Annotated in this window: 16 protein-coding genes; 14 read left to right on the top strand and 2 right to left on the bottom strand. The window is 57.6% G+C overall.

The window, feature by feature from the left end; genetic code table 11:
* The first annotated feature begins 76 nt into the window (after nt 1–76).
* From KSF73_07555 to KSF73_07505, 11 genes are all read left to right on the top strand, one after another.
* On the top strand, nt 77–2,224 hold the full coding sequence (locus KSF73_07555; protein ID MBV1775571.1) for a S46 family peptidase: 2,148 nt from the start codon (nt 77–79) through the stop codon (nt 2,222–2,224).
* A gap of 174 nt (nt 2,225–2,398) precedes the next feature.
* A complete protein-coding gene (locus KSF73_07550; protein ID MBV1775570.1) occupies nt 2,399–2,935 on the top strand; it encodes a hypothetical protein in 537 nt (178 codons plus the stop codon).
* Between the two features lie 15 nt (nt 2,936–2,950).
* Nucleotides 2,951–3,739, top strand: coding sequence for a DUF1963 domain-containing protein (locus KSF73_07545; GenBank protein ID MBV1775569.1), 789 nt, complete (start codon nt 2,951–2,953; stop codon nt 3,737–3,739).
* Between the two features lie 275 nt (nt 3,740–4,014).
* Nucleotides 4,015–4,764, top strand: a complete 750-nt coding sequence (locus KSF73_07540; protein MBV1775568.1) for an energy transducer TonB — start codon at nt 4,015–4,017, stop codon at nt 4,762–4,764.
* 57 nt (nt 4,765–4,821) lie between these two features.
* On the top strand, nt 4,822–5,562 hold the full coding sequence (locus tag KSF73_07535; GenBank protein ID MBV1775567.1) for a MotA/TolQ/ExbB proton channel family protein: 741 nt from the start codon (nt 4,822–4,824) through the stop codon (nt 5,560–5,562).
* Nucleotides 5,563–5,590: 28 nt separating this feature from the next.
* Complete coding sequence (locus KSF73_07530) at nt 5,591–6,010, top strand: biopolymer transporter ExbD (GenBank protein MBV1775566.1); 420 nt, start codon at nt 5,591–5,593, stop codon at nt 6,008–6,010.
* Nucleotides 6,011–6,116: 106 nt separating this feature from the next.
* Nucleotides 6,117–8,390: a TonB-dependent receptor gene (locus KSF73_07525; protein MBV1775565.1), complete on the top strand. Its 2,274-nt coding sequence runs from the start codon at nt 6,117–6,119 to the stop codon at nt 8,388–8,390.
* A gap of 9 nt (nt 8,391–8,399) precedes the next feature.
* Entirely contained in the window at nt 8,400–9,083 is a 684-nt protein-coding gene (locus KSF73_07520) for a Fe2+-dependent dioxygenase (protein ID MBV1775564.1), read from the top strand.
* Nucleotides 9,080–10,204 carry an alpha-hydroxy-acid oxidizing protein gene (locus KSF73_07515; GenBank protein MBV1775563.1) on the top strand — a complete coding sequence of 375 codons (1,125 nt, stop codon included), beginning with the start codon at nt 9,080–9,082 and terminating at the stop codon, nt 10,202–10,204. The genes KSF73_07520 and KSF73_07515 overlap by 4 nt, the downstream gene beginning before the upstream one ends.
* 26 nt (nt 10,205–10,230) lie before the next feature.
* Entirely contained in the window at nt 10,231–10,515 is a 285-nt protein-coding gene (locus KSF73_07510; protein MBV1775562.1) for a PepSY domain-containing protein, read from the top strand.
* Nucleotides 10,516–10,538: 23 nt separating this feature from the next.
* Complete coding sequence (locus KSF73_07505; protein MBV1775561.1) at nt 10,539–11,078, top strand: cytochrome b/b6 domain-containing protein; 540 nt, start codon at nt 10,539–10,541, stop codon at nt 11,076–11,078.
* Between the two features lie 9 nt (nt 11,079–11,087).
* Here the strand turns inward: KSF73_07505 and KSF73_07500 are convergent, their stop codons facing one another.
* On the bottom strand, nt 11,088–13,094 hold the full coding sequence (locus KSF73_07500; GenBank protein MBV1775560.1) for a methyl-accepting chemotaxis protein: 2,007 nt from the start codon (nt 13,092–13,094) through the stop codon (nt 11,088–11,090).
* A 181-nt stretch (nt 13,095–13,275) separates the two neighbouring features.
* Entirely contained in the window at nt 13,276–14,124 is an 849-nt protein-coding gene (locus KSF73_07495) for a ferritin-like domain-containing protein (protein ID MBV1775559.1), read from the bottom strand.
* A gap of 367 nt (nt 14,125–14,491) precedes the next feature.
* Between KSF73_07495 and KSF73_07490 the strand changes: the two genes are divergently transcribed.
* The 3 genes from KSF73_07490 (at nt 14,492) to KSF73_07480 (ending at nt 20,951) form a co-directional block, all read left to right on the top strand.
* Nucleotides 14,492–16,552: a S46 family peptidase gene (locus KSF73_07490; protein MBV1775558.1), complete on the top strand. Its 2,061-nt coding sequence runs from the start codon at nt 14,492–14,494 to the stop codon at nt 16,550–16,552.
* Between the two features lie 220 nt (nt 16,553–16,772).
* On the top strand, nt 16,773–17,876 hold the full coding sequence (locus KSF73_07485) for an efflux RND transporter periplasmic adaptor subunit (protein MBV1775557.1): 1,104 nt from the start codon (nt 16,773–16,775) through the stop codon (nt 17,874–17,876).
* Between the two features lie 9 nt (nt 17,877–17,885).
* Entirely contained in the window at nt 17,886–20,951 is a 3,066-nt protein-coding gene (locus tag KSF73_07480; GenBank protein MBV1775556.1) for an efflux RND transporter permease subunit, read from the top strand.
* The last annotated feature ends 63 nt before the right edge of the window (nt 20,952–21,014 follow it).

Genomic DNA, 21,014 nt, shown 5'->3' with positions numbered 1-21,014 from the left:
TTGCACGAGTGTACGTGTTGGTCCATCAGCAAGCACTGCTATACTTGGCCCCTTTATATAATGACCGGAGCAGACCATGCAGCGTCTCCTCTTGCCGCTGGCGCTAGTGGCAACCGTTGCCCACGCCGATGAAGGCCAGTGGCAACCCTATCAGATGAAAGACCTGAAGGCCGAACTGAAGCGCGTGGGTATTAAGGTGCCCGCCGAACAGCTGGCCGACCTGAGCAAGCATCCCATGAGCGCGATTGTGTCGCTGGGCGGCTGTTCGGCATCCTTTGTGTCGCCGGATGGTCTGGTGGTCACCAATCACCATTGTGCCTATGGCGCCATCCAGCGCAATTCCACCGCCAGCAAGAATCTGCTGGCTGAGGGCTTTCTGGCCAAGACGCGTGCAGACGAACTGCCGGGTGGCCCCAACGAGCGCGTCTATATCACCGAGTCTGTGGATAACGTCACTGACCGCGTGAATCAGGGTGTGACCGCTAGCCTGAAGGGCAAGGCACGTCATGATCTGATCGAAAAGAACATCAAGGGCATCATCGCCGAATGCGAGGCCGATAAAGCCTATCGCTGCTCGGTGCCGGTGTTCCATCGCGGGCTGGAGTACTACCGCATCAAGCAGATGATGGTGAAGGATGTGCGTCTGGTGTATGCGCCGCCGGAGTCGATTGGCAACTATGGCGGTGAAGTGGATAACTTCGAGTGGCCGCGCCACACCGGTGACTTTGCCTTTATCCGCGCCTATGTGGGTAAGGATGGCCGTCCGGCCGATCCGTCGCCGGACAATGTGCCGTATCAATCCAAGGATTTTCTGGCCGTGTCGGCAGAAGGCCTGAAGGTGGGCGATCCGGTGCTGCTGGCCGGATATCCGGGCCGCACTTCGCGCTATCGTCTGCCCAGCGAAATCCGCTTTGCCCGCGATGTAGCTTACCCGGTGCGTGTGGCCGAGAATCATCGTGATCTTGATACCATTGCTGCTGCCACCAAGGCCAATCCCGAGTGGGTGGTGCGTTACGCCAGCGTGGTGAAGAGCATCAACAACGGCATGAAGAAAACGCAGGGCCTGATGGATGGCTTCCGCCGCAAGGATATCGCCGCCATCAAGGATAAGCAGGATGCCGAGCTGCGCGCCTGGGTAGGCAAGCAGGCCAATGCCGCGCAGACCAATGCACTGCTGGCCGAACTGGATGGTCTGATCCAGCGTGAACAGACACTGGCGCGCCGCGAGCAGTATTACGATATCGCCCGTTCTAGCGACCTGCTGAAGGCTGCCACCACGCTCTACCGTCTGGCGCGTGAAAGCGAGCTGGCGGATGCCGAGCGCGAACCGGGCTTCCAGACCCGCGATGTGCCCTTTATCAAGGCACGTCTGACTCGTCTGGAGCAATCGATGGTGCCGGAAGTCGACAAGGCGCGCTGGCTGTCCGCACTGGGTAGCTATGTCCGCACTGACGCGGCCCTGCATGCGCCTACACTGGATGCCGCTGTGCAACCTGCTGGCGCTGATCTTGCTGCGCGTGTGGATGCGATGTATGCCGCGACGGCGCTGGCTGATACCAATGCCCGTCTGGGCTGGATTGGCAAATCACGTGCCGAATTCGAAGCGTCTGCCGATCCGTTTATCCAGCTGGCAGTGAAGCTGTATGACAGCGAACGCGAGCAGGAAGCGGCGCGCAAGGAAATCGACGGCGAATTCGACCGTCTGGTGCCGCAGTATATGAGCACCGTGATCGCCTTCAACCGCGCTCGCAACAAGCCTGTCTATCCCGATGCCAACTCCACGCTGCGCCTGACCTACGGCACCGTGTCCGGCTATGTGCCGCGTGATGGAGCGGTGTACAAGCCCTTCACTACCGTGGAAGGCATTGTGGAAAAGCACACTGGTCAGACCCCGTTCAATGCACCGGATCGTCTGTTGAAAGCCATTGCAGCCAAGGATTACGGCGTGTTCAAGGACAAGCAGCTGGGTACGGTCCCGGTTGATTTCCTCAGCAGCGCCGATACCACTGGCGGCAACTCCGGCAGCGCGATCATGAATGGCAAGGGCGACCTGATCGGTCTGAATTTCGATTCCACCTACGAATCGATCACCAAGGACTGGTACTTCGACGCCGACATCACCCGCGCCGTGCATGTAGATGCCCGCTATATGTTGTGGGTGATGAAGCATGTGGATCATGCGGATAATGTGCTGGCGGAGATGAAGATCAAGTATCCGAAGTAAGCTGATTTATTTGTTGTGAAATGGAAACCGGTGCGGAGTGATCTGTGCCGGTTTTTTGATGGAAAATGATATAGTCAGCGGGGTCTGACATTCATAAAATATCAATTTACACTATTTTTAATTGGGGAGGAATTTGTGAGGCATTTTTATTCTGAACGAGCAATAAGCGTCTTAATGCTGCTGTTTGCTTTCAATGGGTTTGTATATGCTGAGGTAAATAAGTGTCCCGCCAATGTAAATGAAGTACCTGATTTACAGTGGTATGAATCGTCAAATGGAGTTGGCTCCTTCTTTCGTCCTAGAGAATGGTTTGTCAAGGAAGAGGTGAAAGGAAATACTAGTGCAATTTTCATCACTAAAGAGAATATTGATATCTCAGGTAGGTTCCTCACAGGAATGTCTATCAATAAGGTTTTTGATTTTTATAGGAAAAATAATAAAAAGCCGAGTGAATTTGCAAAGTTAATTCTGGGAAAAATGTCAAATTCAGGCGTGATTCTGAAAAATGGTGTTATTTCTGGAAACTCACTCGATATGAATGTATTGAGAATACGGAAAGATGAGGGTGGTGAAGGAGTAATTATTCATTACCTTTCAATAGGGGATGACTCAAAGGACTTGTTTTATCTAATTTCATTTGAGAGTCCAGCGGAGGTTTGGGAAGATAATTTTAAGTTTGGAAGTTTTATGTTGAATTGTTTTGCGTTATAAGTTGGGTAAATGGATATGAAATTCATGATAAAGAATCTACTCTCCATATTTCAGCGAAAAGTAGACGTTCCAGTAGAAACCATCCACTGGCCAGACTTGCAATCCAAGCTGTCCCCCTATACGCGGATAGCTTGGGTGCCAGATACCGTAGAACGTCGTGCTGGACCATTGGCCTCGAAGTTTTCCGGTACACCGGGGCTGGCGATAGGCGAGACTTGGCCGTGCTGCGGCCACTGTCAGCAACCAATGCAGCTATTTGTGCAGTTGAATGTGCATGACTTGCCGGAGGAGGCATTGAATGCGTTTGGCGGCGGGCTATTGCAGGTGTTCTATTGCACTAATCAGGAACAAGAGTGCGAAATAGAATGTGAAGCCTATGCACCCTTCGCGAAGAGTACCCTGATCCGGGTACTCGATCCCGCCGCGATTGCTAGCGAGTCCTCAGATTCGAGTCCAGTCAGCGACGCCTTTCCCGAGCGCAAGATTACCGGTTGGATACCTAAGGAGGATTATCCGAACTGGGAAGAGTTGCATGAACGGGGCATGCATTTATCCGATGCAGAGCAAGAATTACTGAGCGAACAAGGTTATCCGCTGCCCAAAGACAAATTGCTCGGCTGGCCTCACTGGGTGCAGGGTGTGGAGTATCCATCTTGCCCGGATTGCGGCAAAGCGATGCGGCTGGTATGCCAGATCGATTCCGAGGATAACCTGCCGATCATGTTCGGCGATGCCGGATGTGCGCATGTGACCCAGTGCGAAGATCATCGGGACAGGCTGGCGATTGCATGGGCGTGTTATTGAGTGTTGCCTGTGTAAAGTATGTACAATTTCAGCAGCCTTAGCCCAACCAGGAGGCCTGTACGTGGCTGGGCAAGGCGATCAGCCAGCGTCGTACGACTGCCTCCGGCGCGCTGGCACCACCCTGTCAGCGTCCGGCATCCTTCCGTTTCACCCCCACGCTATCCCTGCCTTGATCTGCATCAAAGAAAGTGATTGCGAATCCAATTGAAAATCATTCGCATTTGGACTATCATTCACACTATTGCCTCATGGTGAGGTGTGGATGATGTGTAATCGTGTCGCAAATCGCTACTGTCTATGCTGATACCGCTGTTGAGTTTCGCCAGCAGCCTGCCGTGTCCTTGCTGCCACTGCCTGCTCAGGCGGATGAGCTGAGCAAGGGCGGCCGCCGTGCGCTTGGGGCGGCGGTGCTTGCGCTCCATGTGCTGGGTGCCTGGGCGGTGTGGCATGCGATACCTGCGCAGCCGCCCGTGCCGCGTGTCACCACCATGATGGTGAGCATGATTGCCTTGCCCGAGCGGATCACGCCGGAACCGCCGAAAGCACAGCCGCAACCGGCCCCGCAATCCCGCCCGACACCTGCGCCAGTGATTGCTGCTGCGCCGTCGCCCGCGCCTGCCCAGCACAATTTTGTGGCCCCTGAACCCGAGCCCGTGCCGCCTGCACCCGTTGCGGTGGCCCCGGCGCCCGCGCCTGTGGTGACACCCGCGCCGGTTGCGCCTCCGCAGCCACCGGCTCCGAAAAAGATTCCGCCCAGTGCCGTGCGCTACCAGAAGCTGCCGGTACTGAATTTCCCGCTGTTGTCCAAGCGTGCGCATGAATCCGGCATTGTGGTGCTGCGTATTGTGGTGGATGCCAGTGGCCGCCTGAAGGATGCCAGTGTGCATAAGTCGTCCGGCTTTGCGCGGCTGGATGAGCAGGCGATACAGGATATCCGCAGCGCCCGCTTTGCGCCGCAAACCGAAGACGGCAAAGCTGTGGAATGGGAAACGCTGGCACCGCTCGCCTACGAGCTGGATCGTTGAGCGCGTAGACCGAACCCAAATACTTCACCGAACGAATTTTTGGAAAGATCCTTGATCATGCAAGATACCGTGAACCAGGCAGTTGGCTTCGGCCACTTTATTTCGCAGTCCGATGCGGTGGGCAAAACCTTGCTGGTGCTGCTGATTCTGATGTCGGTGGCTTCTTGGGCGCTGATTGCTGCCAAGGGCATTGGCCAGTTTCTGCGTAACAAGCGCGCCACTGCCTTCCTCGATTTCTTCTGGAATGCGCGCTCGCTGGAAGCCGTACAGGCTGAAATCCAGACGCATGGTGCCCATGATCCTTTCTCGCATCTGAGCGCACATGCCATGCATGCGCAGGCACACCATGCCCGTTACGGTTCGGCCAAGCTGGCTGAAGCCGGTACAGCCAACGATTTCATCACCCGTACCATCAAGAAGGTGCTGGACGAAGAAACCACCCGTCTCGAATCCGGCCTGACGACGCTTGCGACGATTGGCGCGACCGCACCCTTTGTGGGCCTGTTTGGCACCGTGTGGGGCGTGTATCACGCGCTCTTGGCCATTGGCATGAGTGGTGCCGGTACGCTGGATAAAGTGGCTACACCCGTGGGCGAAGCGCTGATCATGACCGGTATCGGTCTGGGCGTGGCGATTCCGGCGGTGGTGGCATACAACGCCTTCACCCGTGGCAACCGCGTGCTGACTGGCAAGCTGGATGCCTTTGCCTACGAATTGCATAGCTTCCTGACGATGGGCGAAGCGCCCGGTGCCGCAGCGGCGGGCAATGTCGTGCCGCTCAAGCAGTCTGCACATTGATCTGATGGTGAGCTGAAGGAAGACGGATATGGCTTTTGCTTCATTTGACAATAAGCGCAGTGGCGCACCGGTCGCGGAAATCAATATGGTGCCGCTGATCGACGTGATGCTGGTGCTGCTGGTGATTTTTATTCTGACTGCGCCGCTGCTGACGCATGCAGTCAAGCTGGATCTGCCCAAGGTCAGCTCGACTGCGAATGTGGCGCCGGTCGACAAGATCGAGTTTGCCATTGATGCCCAGGGACAGCGTTTCTGGAATGGCGAACCGGTGACCCGAGCCGAGGCCATCCATCGCTTTGCTGCCGAAGGCCAGAAGGGCAATCAACCGGAAATTCATCTGCGTGCCGATCAGAATGGTCGCTACCGCGAAGTGGTGGAAACCCTGGCCGATGCCAGCAAGGCAGGCCTGAACAAGATCGGTTTTGTCAGCGAACCCGACGCGAACTAGACACGCAATTTAACTAGCCCCCGAACATTGAACCACGTCCTTGTACGACCTCCCGAGCGGGTCGTACGGGCGGCGTGCACCCTGAAAAAACAAGGAACTCCAGGACATGAATCGCAACGATCACAAGCGCAAGGTTAATCATCTGCTGCCTTTGGGCGCACTGGCTGCAGGCTTTGGCCTGACTCAGGTCGCCATGGCCGACACTGTGACGCCAGCCACTGCACCTACCCAGCAAACTACCGCAGCGAGCGACGAAGCAGCTTTGCCGGTGGTGCGTGTGAAAGCGGCTGCCGAAAAGCAGGGCAAGGACAGCTATCAGGCCACTGAAACCCGCATTGGCAAGGGCAAGCAGGATATCCGCGATATTCCGCAGGCACTGACTGTGGTGACCGAAAAGCTGATCGACGATCGCAATCTGGACAATGTGAAGGAAGTGCTGAAGAACACCGCGGGCATTACTTTCCAGGCAGCCGAAGGTGGCGAAGAAGACATCAAGATTCACGGTATCTCCCTGCAAAGCACAGGCGATATCTTTATTGATGGCATGCGCGATCCGGCCTTCTACGACCGCGATACCTTCTTCCTCGACAAGGTTGAACTGCTGCGCGGATCAGGCGCACTGATGTTTGGTCGTGGCTCGAGTGGTGGCGCCGTGAATCAGGTGACCAAGCATGCGCAGCTGGCCGACCAGAATCAGGTGGATGTGACCGTGGCCAGCCACAATGGCGTGCGTGCCGTGGCCGATTTGAATCAGCGCGTGGGTGAATCCACCGCCTGGCGCATTGCGGCGATGGCCAATCGTGCCGATAACGACGGCGCAGGTAATTCCATCAAGAAGTCCGGCATTGCGGCCAACGTGCGCACCGGCATTGATGAGCAGGATGAATTCGGCCTGACGCTGTATTCGCTGACCAACCGTAATGGCATGAACTACGGCATGCCGTGGATTCGTCCGTCGCTGACTTCGCCGACCGAAGCCATCACCCTGATCCCGACCGATCCGACTGCCTACTACGGCATGGCCAGCGATTACAACAACGGCAGCGCCCGTTACATCATGGCGGATCACACCCATCGCTTCAGTCCGGACATGGAGCTGGTCACCAAGGTGCGCAGCGCAAGCTACACCCGCGATCAGCGCGCCGGTACCGTGCGTTTTGCCGCCGCAGCACAACAGCCGGGCAAGGTGGCCGTGACGCTGGATACCTTCGGCCCGAATACCGTGCTGTCGCGCGGCACTCAGTTGAAGGTTCAGGACATGCAGACTATCAACGCCCAGAGCGATCTGAGCGCCAAGTTCAACTTCGGCGGCTTCGCACATAATCTGCAAACCGGCTTCGATTTCTCGCAGGAGAAGAAGCAGGTGTATTCCACCCTGTCCGCAGCGCAAGGCGGTATCGTGCCGGTCAAGCCGACCACTACTGTGGGTACTGTGGATGATGGTGCATGGATTGATGAGACTCTGCGCAGCTTCCGCACCAATAATGACTATGTATCCAAGGGCTATGGTGCCTATGTGCAGGATCTGGTTGAAATCGCGCCGATGTGGAAGGTGCTGGCCGGTCTGCGCTATGACAAGCTGAAGGGCAACTACAACGTGTACACCATCCCGACCAATGCAGCGGGCCCGGTGACCACCTTGCCGTACCAGATGAATATCGGCGAGTGGAGCAAGCGTGCGGCTGTGATTTTCCAGCCAAACGAACGCCTTTCCTTCCATCTGATGGGTGCGACTTCTTTCAATACTTCGGGTGATACCTACTCGCTGAGCGCGGCTAACCAGAACATTCCGCCAGAACAATCGGTGAACGTGGAACTGGGCGGCCAGATCGATTCCGAAGATGGCAAGCTGACGACCCGCTTCGGCATCTTCCGCGCCACCAAGCTGCACGAGCGCAATACCGATCCGCTGACCAATCTGGTCGAGCTGTCGGGCAAGCGCCATGCCGCCGGGATCGACATTGATGTCACCGGCCGCATCACGCCGGCGCTGGAAATCTTCACTACCTTTACATGGATGCCGGTGGCCAAGATTGATATCGCCGCGCCGGGCTCCGAAGGGCAGGGCACCCGTCCGTCGCTGACGCCGAAGTACTCCGGCAGCGTATGGTCCACTTATAAGCTCGACAGCCGGTGGCGCGTCGGTGCGGGTCTGACCACCCGTGGCGAACAGCAGCCTAACCGCAATCCGGGCTTCTTTGCCCCGGCCTTTACGGTGGGCAATCTGATGGCGGAATACACCATTCGCGAGGACGAAATGATCGTGCGCCTGAATGTGGATAACGTCACCGACAAGCTGTATGCCGATACGCTCTACACTGGTCATTATGTGCCGGGCAAGGGTCGGATTGTCTCGCTGACCGGAACTTATAAATTCTAAGGAAGCATCATGCTGCTGCGTATCCCCGATGTACTCAATGCAGACCAGCTGGCGCGTGCGCGCGAGCTGCTGGCCGCTGCGGCCTGGATCGACGGTCGCACCACGGCTGGCGCACAGGCGGCGCTGGTGAAGCATAACGAGCAATTGCAGATGGGTACGCCGCAGCATGCAGAACTGCAGGCGCTGGTACTGGGTGCGCTGGACAAGCATCCGCTGTTTTTCTCGGCAGCCCTGCCCAAGCGCATTCTGCCGCCGCTGTTCAATCGCTACAGCGGCGACAGCAATACCTACGGCGATCATGTGGATCAATCGATCCGCTATCTGCCGGGCGGCGTCCAGCGCGTGCGTACCGACATTTCCTGCACGCTGTTTTTCTGCGATCCGGATGAATATGAGGGCGGCGAACTGGTCATTGCCGACACCTATGGCTCGCAGCGTGTGAAGCTGGCAGCGGGTGATATGGTGCTCTATCCCGGCACCAGCGTGCATCGCGTCGAACCGGTGACACGCGGCGCACGTCTGGCCAGTTTTTTCTGGATCGAAAGCATGGTGCGCTCGGATGATCAGCGCCGTCTGCTGTTCGATATGGACATGAGCCTGATGCGCCTGCGTAGCGAGTTGGGCGAGACACCGGAAATGGTGCAGCTCACCGGCACCTATCACAACCTCTTGCGCATGTGGGCGGACACATGAGCAGCCCGAGCATCGAACGACTGCCGGCAGGCATCGTCAATCTGCAGGACTTCGAAGCCCATGCGCAGGCGCGCGTGAGCGAGATGGCCTGGGCCTACCTGAATGGCGGGGCGGCAGACGAACACACCCTGCGCGCCAACCGCAAGGCATGGGACCAGATTGGCCTGCTGCCGCGCGTACTGCGCGATCTGGCGGGTGGACATACGCGGACGCAATTGCTGGGCCGTCCGCTGCTGCATCCGATCTTGCTCGCACCCATTGCCTACCAGCGTCTGTTTCATGCCGATGGCGAGATGGCGGTGGCACACGCCGCTGCGGCACAGGGCGCGGGTCTGGTGCTGAGCGCGCAAGCCAGTATCGACATGGAAATCGTTGCGGCACCGATGCTGGCCGAGCCCGATGCCGGATCGCTGTGGTTCCAGCTGTACTGGCGCGACGACCGTGATTTCATGCGCGCGCTGCTGCGGCGGGTAGAGGCGGCAGGCTATCAGGCGCTGGTGCTGACTGTGGATGCACCGGTGCACGGTGCGCGTGACCGTGAACGCCGCGCTGACTTTAAACTGCCGGACGATATTCGCGCGGTGAATCTGGGCGGCATTAAGCAACCGCTCAATCTGCAGCCGGGTCAGAGTGCACTGTTCGACGGCTTGATGCCGCGCGCCGCCACCTGGGCCGAGATCGACTGGATTCGTCAGGAAAGCCGCCTGCCGCTGCTGCTGAAGGGCGTGACGCATCCGCTGGATGCACGCGAAGCACTGGCGCGCGGCGTGACAGGTTTCATTGTTTCAAACCACGGTGGCCGGACGCTGGACACAGTGCCGCCTGCTACGCTGCTGCTGCCGCCGATTCGGGCGGCCGTGGGGCCGGACGTGCCGGTATTGGTGGATGGGGGCATCCGCCGAGGCACGGACGTACTGAAAGCGATTGCGCTAGGGGCAAATGCTGTGCTGATTGGCAGGCCGTATGTCCATGCGCTGGCCGCCTGTGGTGCGCTGGGGGTGGCACATGTGCTGCGCCTGTTGCGCGACGAGCTGGAAATCGCCATGGCGCTGTCCGGCTGCAAGACGCTGGCAGATGCCTCACCCGACCTGCTGGTGCAGGGTGGCAGACTTCCTTTTTGAATGATCTGATTTCGGAAAACACCATCATGAAATTGTTGCTGACGCTTGTTGTATCCCTTTTCTCTGCCTCCGCCTTTGCGCATGGCAATGTGTCCTGCCCGGTGATGCCCAAGGAAGAGAAAAAGCCGCAAATGGAGCTGCAGCGCAAGCTGGAAGCCGAAGGCTGGAAGATCCGTCAGGTGAAAAACTTCAACAACTGCTACGAGGTCTACGGCTTTGACGCCAAGGGCAACAAGATGGAAGTGTTCTTCAATCCCAAGACTTTCGAGCGTGTGTATGCCGAAGGTGAGCAACCGGCCGCCGCCAAGTGAGTGATTCGTCGCGCACCGACACGATCCCGGTCTGGGATAGACTCGTCCGGGTGCTGCACTGGAGTCTGGTGGCTGGCGTGCTCACTACCTGGGTGAGCGGGCTCTGGCCGGGTGAGCATTTCGACGACATTCATCCGCTGGCTGGCTATTGTGTGGCAGCAGTGGTGGTGATCAGGTTGATCTGGGGACTGGCTGGGTCGCACTATGCGCGCTTTGCACAGTTTGTCCGTCACCCTGCAGAAACGCTGATGTATGTCCGGGATGTACGCGCAGGACAGGAAAAACGCTATATCGGCCACAATCCGCTGGGCAGCTGGATGGTGCTGGCCTTGCTGACCCATTGTGCGGCGCTGGCCTTTACCGGCTGGCTGTATACCACCGATGCCTTCTGGGGTTACGGCTGGTTGTCGGATCTGCACGCGGCACTGGCGTGGTCGCTGACCGTCCTGATCCCCTTACATGTGGGCGGTGTCATCGTGAGCAGTCGTCGCCATCGCGAAAATCTGCTGCGAGCCATGTTCACCGGGCGCAAACCTGCACCTGGCCCGCACGACGAGCGCTAGGATAGGCGCCTATTTCAGCTTAAACGCGTTGATATTCTGTTTCAGGCTATTGGACAGTGCGCACAACTCTTCGGCGGTTGCAGCCGTTGTCAGCGTGGCTTCATTGGCGACGGCCGACATATCGGTCATGTGCTGAATCTGCGCCGCCACGCTTTGCACTACATCGGATTGCGATGAGATGTGGCGGTTGATTTCGCCAAACGCACCGACAATCTGGTCCGATCCCTTGCGGATATGCGATACCGCTTCGCCTGCTTCGCGGGCGAGCCCGGTGCCCTTTTCGACCTGCACCATGCCGCGATCCATATCACCCACAGCCGATTTGGTATCGTGGCTGATTTCGCCAATCATGCGGGCAATTTCCTGAGTTGACCCTGTTGTACGCTCGGCCAGTTTGCGCACTTCGTCGGCGACCACCGCAAAGCCACGGCCGCTCTCGCCCGCACGGGCAGCTTCGATGGCTGCATTGAGTGCCAGCAGATTGGTTTGATCGGCAATTTCCTTGATCATGCCGACAATTCCGGCGATCTGGCCAACTTTGCTTTCCAGTCGGCCTACGTCATCCGATGCGCTGCGCATTTCACCCGCAATACTCTGAATCCCCTCAATGGCATCTTCGATGATGGCCGAGCTGCGAATGGACACCGATCCGGATTCTTCGGCGATTTCGTAGGCAGCGAGGGCGCGATGAGCAATTTCGCTGGCCTTTTGGTGCAGATCCTGCACGGCGACCAGCATGGATTGTGCAGTCTGATTTTGTGTTTGGGTCGCATCAGCAGCGTTATTGCAGGCCGATGCGATCTGATTGGATGCCTGATTCAGCTCGGTTGCAGATGCTTCCACATTCATCAATGAATGCGCAACTTGCTGGATAGATCGCTGCAGATAACGGGTAATTTCGCTGAGTTCATCCTGACCGCTCTGCTGGAAGGATACGGTGAGATCTCCTTTTTCCAGCGATTCCACACCGCGAATCAGGTTGCGCGCACGCTGGTTCACATCCCAGGAAAAGCCGATCACCAGATAAATGGCCATCGCAATAACCAGTGAGGCCACGCTCAGACGCATGGCAATGGCTGCCTGAGGGGATGCAATGCGCTGCTTCAGGGCGGACACCATATTGGCATGCATGGTGCCGGATAGCTGGTCAACCTGTGCGATCTGCTCCGCGAGCTGATCGGCCAGCGTTGCGGCACTGGCCATGTCTTCTTCGTCCAGTACCTTGTCCGACGATATCTTGCGAGCCTGTGCAAGTGCATCATGTAAGGTACCGGCGTCCTTGGCGATGCTGGAATATTCCTCGGGGAACTGGTCTTTCAAAAAGCCCAGGTCGAGAAACAGCCGATGCACGTGATCTTCGATCGACTCATTAAACTGATGATCGAGCTGCGAACTGATAAAGGGTGTCAGCTTTTGCGTACGAACCAGTTCGCGCAGCTGGCTACCTGTCTGGGTCAGGTGCTCTCGAAGCGAGGGGAGCGTCGAGACCGTGGAGACCATCTGGTAGTACACATTGGCTTCTGGATCGAGCAGCAGGCCGCTTTCGCCCGCGACGGCATAAATCTCGTCGCCCAGCATATCGATCAATTTGCCGTAATTGCTGTTCATCGACATATCGGACATGACATCCCAGGTCGCCACCCGCGCCTGAAACAGTTCGTATGCTTTTTTGATGCCGTCTGTCTTGAAGGTGACGCCGGATGCCGGATCCTGATTGATGGATGCCTCGAATGCCTTGTTGATATCTGCCACGCTGCTATTGGGAAGCGCCTGTTTGCGGACAATGGCTGAGCGATGGGTCGAGATGGTCTGGATGATCTGTAGCAGTCGCTGCTGCTGATAGGCACCGGCCAGCTCGACCTTGTCGCGTTTCACTGCCTCGAAGGTATCAATAATCGACAATGCAATCAAAATCAGGCAGGGGATCAGCGTCGCCACCACGATGATGGCGAATTTGGTACGGAAGCGAACGTGTCGCGACAGGGAAAGAGCGGGCTGAAACAGATTCCAGAGCATGGCGAATCCTCTGAATTGGCTTGCTACCAAGGGCAGCCATTCCAGTTAAATGGACGGCGAGGCAATATGCCTTGCCGAGACTGTGCTGGATTCACTATAGGAAGCAGACGCAGGCTTGTCAGCTTGCAGGTGGACAAATAAAAAGAGCGCCTGCTGGCGCTCCGGATGGTGGCTGGCTGGATTAGCCCGCAGCTTGCGGAGTAGCGCTCAGGTCAATCGACTTGAGGTATTGCTTGAGCTCCAGCACGGATTCGAATTTCTGTTCCAGCAGATTGGATAGATTGCGCAAAATGCCGCCCGATACTCGCGCTTCGCATTCGGCATTGAAATCAATCTGTGTATCCAGCCAATGTTCCAGCCAGCTTGGATCGGGCAGGCGCGATTGCACGGTATCACGCGGGAAATGGGTTTTGGACACATGCAGATTGGTTGGGTGCAAGGGTCGGCGGCTGCGTGCGGTATTGGCCATGAGATAGCCGAGGCGCGCAAATGCGGTGCGAGCCTGATTGCCGTACTGTGCAATCGCACGCTTCATGTATTTCAGATAGGCGCCAGCATGGCGGCCTTCGTCGCGTGACAAGGTTTCGTAGATATGACGGATCACCGGTTCGGTGTGCCATTCGGCCGCACGGCGATACCACTGGGTCAGGCGCACCTCACCACAGAAATGCATCATCAGGGTTTCCAGTGCCGGTGCCGGATCGAAGTCGAAGCGGACTTCGTGCAGCTCTTGTTCAGTGGGAACCAGATCCGGGCGGAAGCGACGCAGATATTCAATCATCACCAGCGCGTGCTTCTGCTCTTCGTAAAACCAGATCGACATAAAGGCCGAAAAGTCGGAGTCGTCGCGGTTGTCGCGCAGAAACATCTCGGTAGCCGGTAGTGCCGCCCATTCGGTGATGGCATTCATCTTGATGGTCATGGCTTGCTCGTCGGTCAGCTTGCTGCCGTCGAATTGCTCCCAGGGGATATCCTTCGCCATATTCCAGCGAGCCGACTCCAGTGATTGAAACAGTTCCGGGTAAAGCATCTGCGTTTTCCTTGAAAGGGATGTGCGCCGGCGCGCATCCTACAGCGATGTGCATACTGTACGAACATCAAGTTACGTTTATGTAACGCTGGCAAGGATAGATGACCGGAACTATCCGGAGAGCCATGCTGCGTCAGATTTCTGCTATGTCTGCATGCAGATCGGGCTGGCACGGAAAATTGCAAGCAGGCGCAAGTGTAAACATTTGCATAGACACCCAAGCCTATGTCACTGATCCGGCTATATATACGGATGCAACATTCTGTCGCCGTGGCGGGCGCTTTGTCGCATGCCACTGCACGTGGCTCGTGAAGTATGGGACTATCCGCCCAGCAAGAATCTGCTCTATCCAATCAGGAGACGCACAATGCGCAAGTTATCGCTGGTCAGCTTGCTGGCCGCTACCCCGCTGGTGTTTGCGGGCGAAGGGATGTGGACATTTGACAATCCACCCCTGAAACAGATCAAGAACGAAATTGGTGCCACTATCGATCAGGCCTGGCTCGACCGCGCCATGAAGGGTGCAGCCCGGATTGCCGGTGGTTGCTCGGCTTCTTTTGTGTCGCCAAACGGTCTGATCCTGACCAATCACCACTGTGTGCGTGGTTGCGTGCAGGATGTGTCCGACGCACAGCATGACTATCTGGCCAATGGCTTCCATGCCAAGAACCATGGCGAAGAAAAAGCCTGTGCGACCACGGAAATCAATCGCCTGGAAAAAATCACCGACGTGACCGAGCAAGTGAAGGCGGCGACCGCAGGCAAGAGCGGCACCGACTTTACCAAGGCACAAAACGCCAAGATTGCGGAAATTACCTCTGCCTGCGTGAGCGGCGAAGGTGCCAAGGTGCGTTGCGATGTGGTCGACCTGTACCATGGCGGCCAGTACAAGCTGTATCGCTATCACCGCTATCAGGACGTGCGTCTGGTGTTCGCACCGGAACACGCCATTGCCGGTTTCGGTGGCGATCCGGACAACTTCAATTTCCCGCGTTACGACTTCGACATGGGTCTGCTGCGCGTATATGAAGATGGCAAGCCTGCGCAAATCAAGGATCACCTGAGCGTGCGCGCAACGGGTCCGAAGGATGGCGAAGCGGTGTTCGTGACCGGTAATCCGGGCAGTACCCAGCGTGAACTGACCGTGGCCCAGCTGTCCGAGCTGCGTGATTTCACCATGGGCGATGGCCTGATGAGCATGTATGAACTGCGTGGCCTGTTGCTGCAGTTCCGCTCGGAGAGCACCGAAAATGCCCGCGTGGCCTATGTGCCGCTGCTGGGTGTGGAAAACTCCATCAAGGCACGCCGTGGCCAGTATGAAGCCCTGCATGATCCGAAGTTCTTCGGCATGAAGGTGAAGGAAGAGCAGGCACTGCGTCAGTTCGTGGCATCCAAGCCTGAGTTCAAGGCATCCACCGGTCAGGCATGGGACGAAATTGCCAAGGCAGTGGCGCTGGGTCGTGACATGTACTACCCGAACGCCCTGATCGCCAATGGTGCCGCGTTTGCCGGTAGCAGCTACTTCAGCTATGCCCGTACCCTGGTGCGTGCAGCGGCTGAACGTCCAAAGGCCAATGGCGAGCGTCTGCCTGAGTTCGCGGAAGCCCGTATCCCGGCCGTGAAGGCACAGGTGCTGGCACCGACACCGGTTTATGCGCACTACGAAAAGGTGCGTCTGGCCTGGGCACTGGCGAAGATGCGCGAGCGTCTCGGTGCTGACAACGCTTTCGTGCGTAAGGTGCTGGGTAAGGCTTCGCCTGAGCAACTGGCTGAAAAACTGGTGGATGGCAGCAAGCTGAACGATCCTGCTGTGCGCACGGCACTGTGGGAAGGGGGTGCTGACGCGATTGCCAAGAGTGATGACCCATTCATCAAGCTGGCCGTAGCGATTGACGAAGAAGCCCGCGATATCCGCAAGCAATTTGAGGACAAGGTGCAGGCCGTGGTTCAAAAGAACTCCGAGCTGATCGCCAAGGCCCGTTTTGCGATGCTGGGCGATACCCACTATCCGGATGCCACCCTGAGCCTGCGTCTCTCCTACGGTCAGGTGAAGGGCTGGACAGAAAAGGGTCAGCCGGTTGCACCGTTTACCAATGTGAAGGGTGTGTTCGAGCGTCATACCGGTGCCGAGCCGTTTGATCTGCCCAAGAGCTGGCTGGCCGCTGAAGGCAAGCTGAACCCGGCTACGCACTTCAATTTTGTCAGCACCAACGACATCATTGGCGGCAATTCCGGCAGCCCGATTGTGGATGTGAACAACAAGATCGTCGGTCTGATCTTTGACGGTAACATCCATTCGCTGGGTGGTGCATTCGGCTACGACGCCGAGAAGAACCGCGCCGTATCGGTTGATGCTGCACTGCTGCTCGAAGGTCTGGACAAGATCTACGGTGCCGGTGATCTGGCACGTGAGATGAGTGGACAGTAAGGTCTACCGCATCTGAGCAAAAGCCCTGCTTCAAGCAGGGCTTTTTTATTGTGGAATGAGTGCTGAATCCATTGTTGTATCAGCGTATTAGGCGATTCAATCCTGTACAACTTCGGGTAAATGCGGGTAAGGTTGCGACAAATTTTTCTGGCGCGGCCCACGCTATCTGGTTGACTCGATGGCGGTGGCCGATCTGTTCTCGTCCTGACTGGATTGCCGCATGTTCAAGCCCACTTTCCGTAAGCTTTCCGCAGCTTTGTCTGCTGCACTGTTGCTCGGTTTATCCTCACCCGCAATCTCCGCCGACACCCCTGCGGCCAAAGCAGCGCTTACCGTCACGCTGGTACGCGCAACCCCGTTTGATCTCGCCCGTACCGTCAGTGCCAGCGGCAATATCGCTGCATGGGAAGAAAGCAGCATCGCGGCCGAAACCGGTGGCCTGCGCATTGTGTCCCTGCATGCCAATGTCGGCGACCATGTTAAAAAGGGTCAAACCCTTGCTCAGCTAAATTCGGTGACTGCCGAAGCGGAGCTTGCGCAGGCGCGAGCCGCACTGACCGAGGCGCGCGCCAATCAGGTACAGGCTGCGGCAGAAGCAGAGCGTGCCCGTCAGCTGCGCGCAGCCGGCATGATGAGTGCCTCGCAGGCCAATGCGCAGATCACTGCAGAATCGACGGCTGCTGCGCGTGTTGCCTCAGCTGAAGCCATGGTGAAGGTCAATGAAGTCAAAGTGGCGCAAACGCGCATTCTGGCACCCGATGATGGCGTGATCAGTGCGCGCAATGCAGCTGTAGGTACGTTTGCCGGTACGGGACAAGAGCTGTTTCGCATGATCCGACAGGGGCGTCTGGAATGGCGTGCCGAAGTGGCGGCGACCGAACTGGTCAGTATCAAGCCGGGTCAGGAAGTCACGCTGATCTCGCCCGCAGGCAAGGCGGTTCCGGGTAAGGTGCGCAGTCTGGCACCAAGTGTCGATCCGCGCAGCCGCAACGGCATCGTGTATGTCGATCTGGATACCACCCATCTGCAGGATGCACGTGCAGGCATGTTTGCCCGTGGCGATATTCGTCTGGGTCGCAGCAATGCGCTGACCGTGCCGCAGACCGCTGTTTTGCTGCGTGATGGCTTCAGTTATGTGTATCGCGTGGATGCCAAGCTGAAAGTCTCGCAGATCAAGGTAGAAACCGGTCGCCGGTCGGGTGATCGCGTAGAAATCCTGAAGGGTGTCGATGCACAGGCCAATCTGGTTGCATCCGGGCTGGCTTTCCTGGCTGATGGCGACACCGTCAAGGTGGCCAATCCCGCACCGGCCGCCAAGCGATAAGGAGTCGACATGAATCTTTCCGCATGGTCGATTCGCAACCCTATTCCGGCACTGATGCTGTTTGTCATGCTGTCCTTGCTGGGCTTGTATAGCTTTTCCAGCATGAAGGTGCAGAACTTCCCGGATCTGGATCTGCCCACCATTACCGTGACAGCGATGTTGCCGGGCGCCGCGCCTGCGCAGCTGGAAACCGAAGTCGGTCGCAAGATCGAAAACAGTCTTGCCACGCTTCAGGGCCTGCGCCATTTGTATACCAAGGTGCAGGAAGGCGTGGTGACGGTGACCGCTGAATTCCGTCTGGAGAAGCCGACGCAGGAAGCACTGGACGAAGTGCGCTCGCAGGTTACCGGTATCCGTGCTGATCTACCGGGTGAGTTGCGCGACCCGATTATCAGCAAGATGGATGTCGCCGGTTCGCCGATTCTGGCTTACACGATTACCGCGCCCGGCATGGACGACGAAGCCCTGAGCTGGTTTGTGGATAACACCGTCACCAAGCAACTGCTGGCGGTACGTGGCGTGGGTGCTGTGACCCGCGTGGGCGGGGTCAGCCGCGAAGTGCGCGTGGAGCTGGATCCGGCGCGATTACTGGCGCTGGGGGTGACTGCATCGGATATTTCCAGGCAGCTGCGTCAGGTGCAGCAGGAAGCGTCCGGCGGTCGTGCCGATCTCGGTGGTCAGGAACAAACCGTCCGTACCATTGCGACGGTCAAAACCGCCGAAGCACTGGCCGAGATGGCGATTCCCCTGCCGGATGGCCGTCGTGTGCAACTGGGTGAAGTCGCCGATGTATCGGATACTGTCGCCGAGCGTCGTTCGGCCGCACTGCTGGATGGCAAGCCGGTGGTGGGCTTTGAAATCACCCGGAGCAAGGGTGCGAGTGAGCTGGAAGTCGGTGCTGGCGTGAAGGTTGCGCTGGAACGCCTGAAAGAAGCCAATCCCGCCATCCAGCTGAGCCATGCCTTCGATTTTGTCACACCGGTAGATGAAGAGTATCAGGCTTCGCTGACCATGCTGGCTGAAGGCGCCATTCTGGCCGTGGTGGTGGTGTGGCTGTTTTTGCGCGACTGGCGTGCGACGTTTGTATCGGCCGTGGCGCTGCCCATGAGTGTGCTGCCTGCCTTGATTGGCATGTATTACTTCGGTTTTACCATCAACGTGGTAACGCTGCTGGCGCTGAGTCTGGTGGTGGGGATTCTGGTGGACGATGCCATCGTCGAGGTGGAAAACATCGTACGCCACCTGCGAATGGGCAAGTCACCCTATCAGGCTGCCATGGAGGCGGCGGACGAAATCGGGCTGGCTGTGATTGCCACCACGTTCACGCTGGTAGCGGTATTTCTGCCGACTGCCTTTATGTCCGGCATTCCCGGCAAGTTTTTCAAGCAATTTGGCTGGACAGCCGCATTGGCCGTATTTGCCTCGCTGGTGGTTGCGCGTTTGCTGACACCGATGATGGCCGCCTACATCCTCAAGCCGATTGTGCATGCAGAGGAAGAGGGCGGCATCATGCGCCGCTACATGCGCTGGGCCGAATGGTGTATCCGCCACAAGCTGCTGACCATGATCGGCGCAGGTGTGTTCTTTGTCGGTTCGCTGATGCTGGTGCCACTGCTGCCCACCGGTTTTATCCCGGCGGATGATCTGTCGCAGACACAGGTTTATCTGGAATTGGCACCCGGCAGCACCTTTGGACAGACGCTGGAAGCTGCAGAAGCGGCTCGCACGCGCCTGACCAAGGTTCAGTATGTGAAGTCGATCTACACCACCATTGGTGCCGGATCGGCGGGGGCGGACCCGTTTGCGCCTAAAGGTGCATCGGAAGTACGCAAGGCCACGCTCACGATCTTGCTAACCGATCGTCAGGCTCGACCTGTACGTAAGCAGATCATCGAGAACAATATCCGCGCTGCGCTGGCCGACCTGCCGGGCGTGCGCGCCAAGGTGGGGCTGGGCGGTTCCGGTGAAAAATTCATGCTGGCACTGACCAGTGAAGATGGTGCGGCGCTGTCCGAGGCCGCACTGGCGGTTGCACGTGATCTGCGCACGATTCCTGGAACTGGCACCATTACATCAAGCGCCAGTCTAGTGCGTCCCGAACTGGTGGTGAAACCGGATTCTGCGCGTGCAGCCGAGCTGGGGGTGACTTCTGGCGCGATTGCCGACACCTTGCGTGTTGCTACGCTCGGTGACTATGATCAATCGCTACCCAAGCTTAATCTCTCACAACGTCAGGTGCCGATTGTGGTGCGGCTGCCGGATGTCGCGCGTCAGGATGTGGCGCTGCTCAAACAATTACCGGTGCCGGGAACGCATGGCCCAGTGATGCTGGGTGCGGTGGCGGATGTGACCATGGATAGCGGCCCGGCCGTCATCGACCGTTACGACCGCTCGCGCAATATCAATTTCGAAGTGGAATTGAGTGGCATTCAGCTGGGCGAGCTGACCAAAGCGGTGGATAAACTGCCCTCCATCCGTAATCTCCCGGCTGGCGTGCATCAGGCAGCCATCGGAGATGCCGAGGTGATGGGCGAGCTATTTGCCAGCTTTGGTCTGGCCATGCTGACCGGCGTGATCTGTATTTATGTGGTGCTGGTGCTGCTGTTCAAGAACTTCATGCATCCGGTGACTATTCTGGCTGCCTTGCCACTCAGTATTGGTGGTGCCTTCATGGGCTTGCTGGTGGCACAGAAGGCCATGTCCATGCCGGCCATGATCGGCTTGATCATGCTGATGGGCATTGCCACCAAAAACTCCATTCTGCTGGTGGAATATGCCATCGTCGCACGCCGTGATCATGGACTGGGTCGCTTCGAGGCGCTGCTGGATGCCTGCCACAAACGTGCACGCCCGATTGTCATGACCACAATTGCCATGGGGGCGGGCATGCTGCCGATTGCGGCTGGCTGGGGTCATGCCGATCAGTCCTTCCGCTCACCAATGGGCGTGGCAGTGATTGGCGGCCTGATTACCTCCACCTTTCTGTCGCTGCTGGTGATCCCTGCCGTGTTTATCTATGTGGATGACTTGCAGCAGTGGTTTGTTAAGCACTTCAAGCGCAGATTGCATCATTGAACGATGCACTGACATGAAAAACGGCCGGTGTACCGGCCGTTTTTTTGATGCACAGCGGGCGAG

This window comes from Burkholderiaceae bacterium DAT-1 (assembly GCA_019084025.1).
Lineage (GTDB): Bacteria > Pseudomonadota > Gammaproteobacteria > Burkholderiales > Chitinimonadaceae > DAT-1.
Note: the sequence above shows the minus strand (reverse complement) of the source record. Positions and strands in the feature narration are given on the sequence as shown.

Bases quoted from the DNA above. Each gene is read 5' to 3' on its own strand.
- KSF73_07555 (MBV1775571.1), top strand. From the start codon at position 77: ATGCAGCGTCTCCTCTTGCCGCTGGCGCTAGTGGCAACCGTTGCCCAC.
- KSF73_07550 (MBV1775570.1), top strand. From the start codon at position 2,399: ATGCTGCTGTTTGCTTTCAATGGGTTTGTATATGCTGAGGTAAATAAG.
- KSF73_07545 (MBV1775569.1), top strand. From the start codon at position 2,951: ATGAAATTCATGATAAAGAATCTACTCTCCATATTTCAGCGAAAAGTA.
- KSF73_07535 (MBV1775567.1), top strand. From the start codon at position 4,822: ATGCAAGATACCGTGAACCAGGCAGTTGGCTTCGGCCACTTTATTTCG.
- KSF73_07530 (MBV1775566.1), top strand. From the start codon at position 5,591: ATGGCTTTTGCTTCATTTGACAATAAGCGCAGTGGCGCACCGGTCGCG.
- KSF73_07525 (MBV1775565.1), top strand. From the start codon at position 6,117: ATGAATCGCAACGATCACAAGCGCAAGGTTAATCATCTGCTGCCTTTG.
- KSF73_07520 (MBV1775564.1), top strand. From the start codon at position 8,400: ATGCTGCTGCGTATCCCCGATGTACTCAATGCAGACCAGCTGGCGCGT.
- KSF73_07515 (MBV1775563.1), top strand. From the start codon at position 9,080: ATGAGCAGCCCGAGCATCGAACGACTGCCGGCAGGCATCGTCAATCTG.
- KSF73_07510 (MBV1775562.1), top strand. From the start codon at position 10,231: ATGAAATTGTTGCTGACGCTTGTTGTATCCCTTTTCTCTGCCTCCGCC.
- KSF73_07500 (MBV1775560.1), bottom strand. From the start codon at position 13,094: ATGCTCTGGAATCTGTTTCAGCCCGCTCTTTCCCTGTCGCGACACGTT.
- KSF73_07495 (MBV1775559.1), bottom strand. From the start codon at position 14,124: ATGCTTTACCCGGAACTGTTTCAATCACTGGAGTCGGCTCGCTGGAAT.
- KSF73_07490 (MBV1775558.1), top strand. From the start codon at position 14,492: ATGCGCAAGTTATCGCTGGTCAGCTTGCTGGCCGCTACCCCGCTGGTG.
- KSF73_07485 (MBV1775557.1), top strand. From the start codon at position 16,773: ATGTTCAAGCCCACTTTCCGTAAGCTTTCCGCAGCTTTGTCTGCTGCA.
- KSF73_07480 (MBV1775556.1), top strand. From the start codon at position 17,886: ATGAATCTTTCCGCATGGTCGATTCGCAACCCTATTCCGGCACTGATG.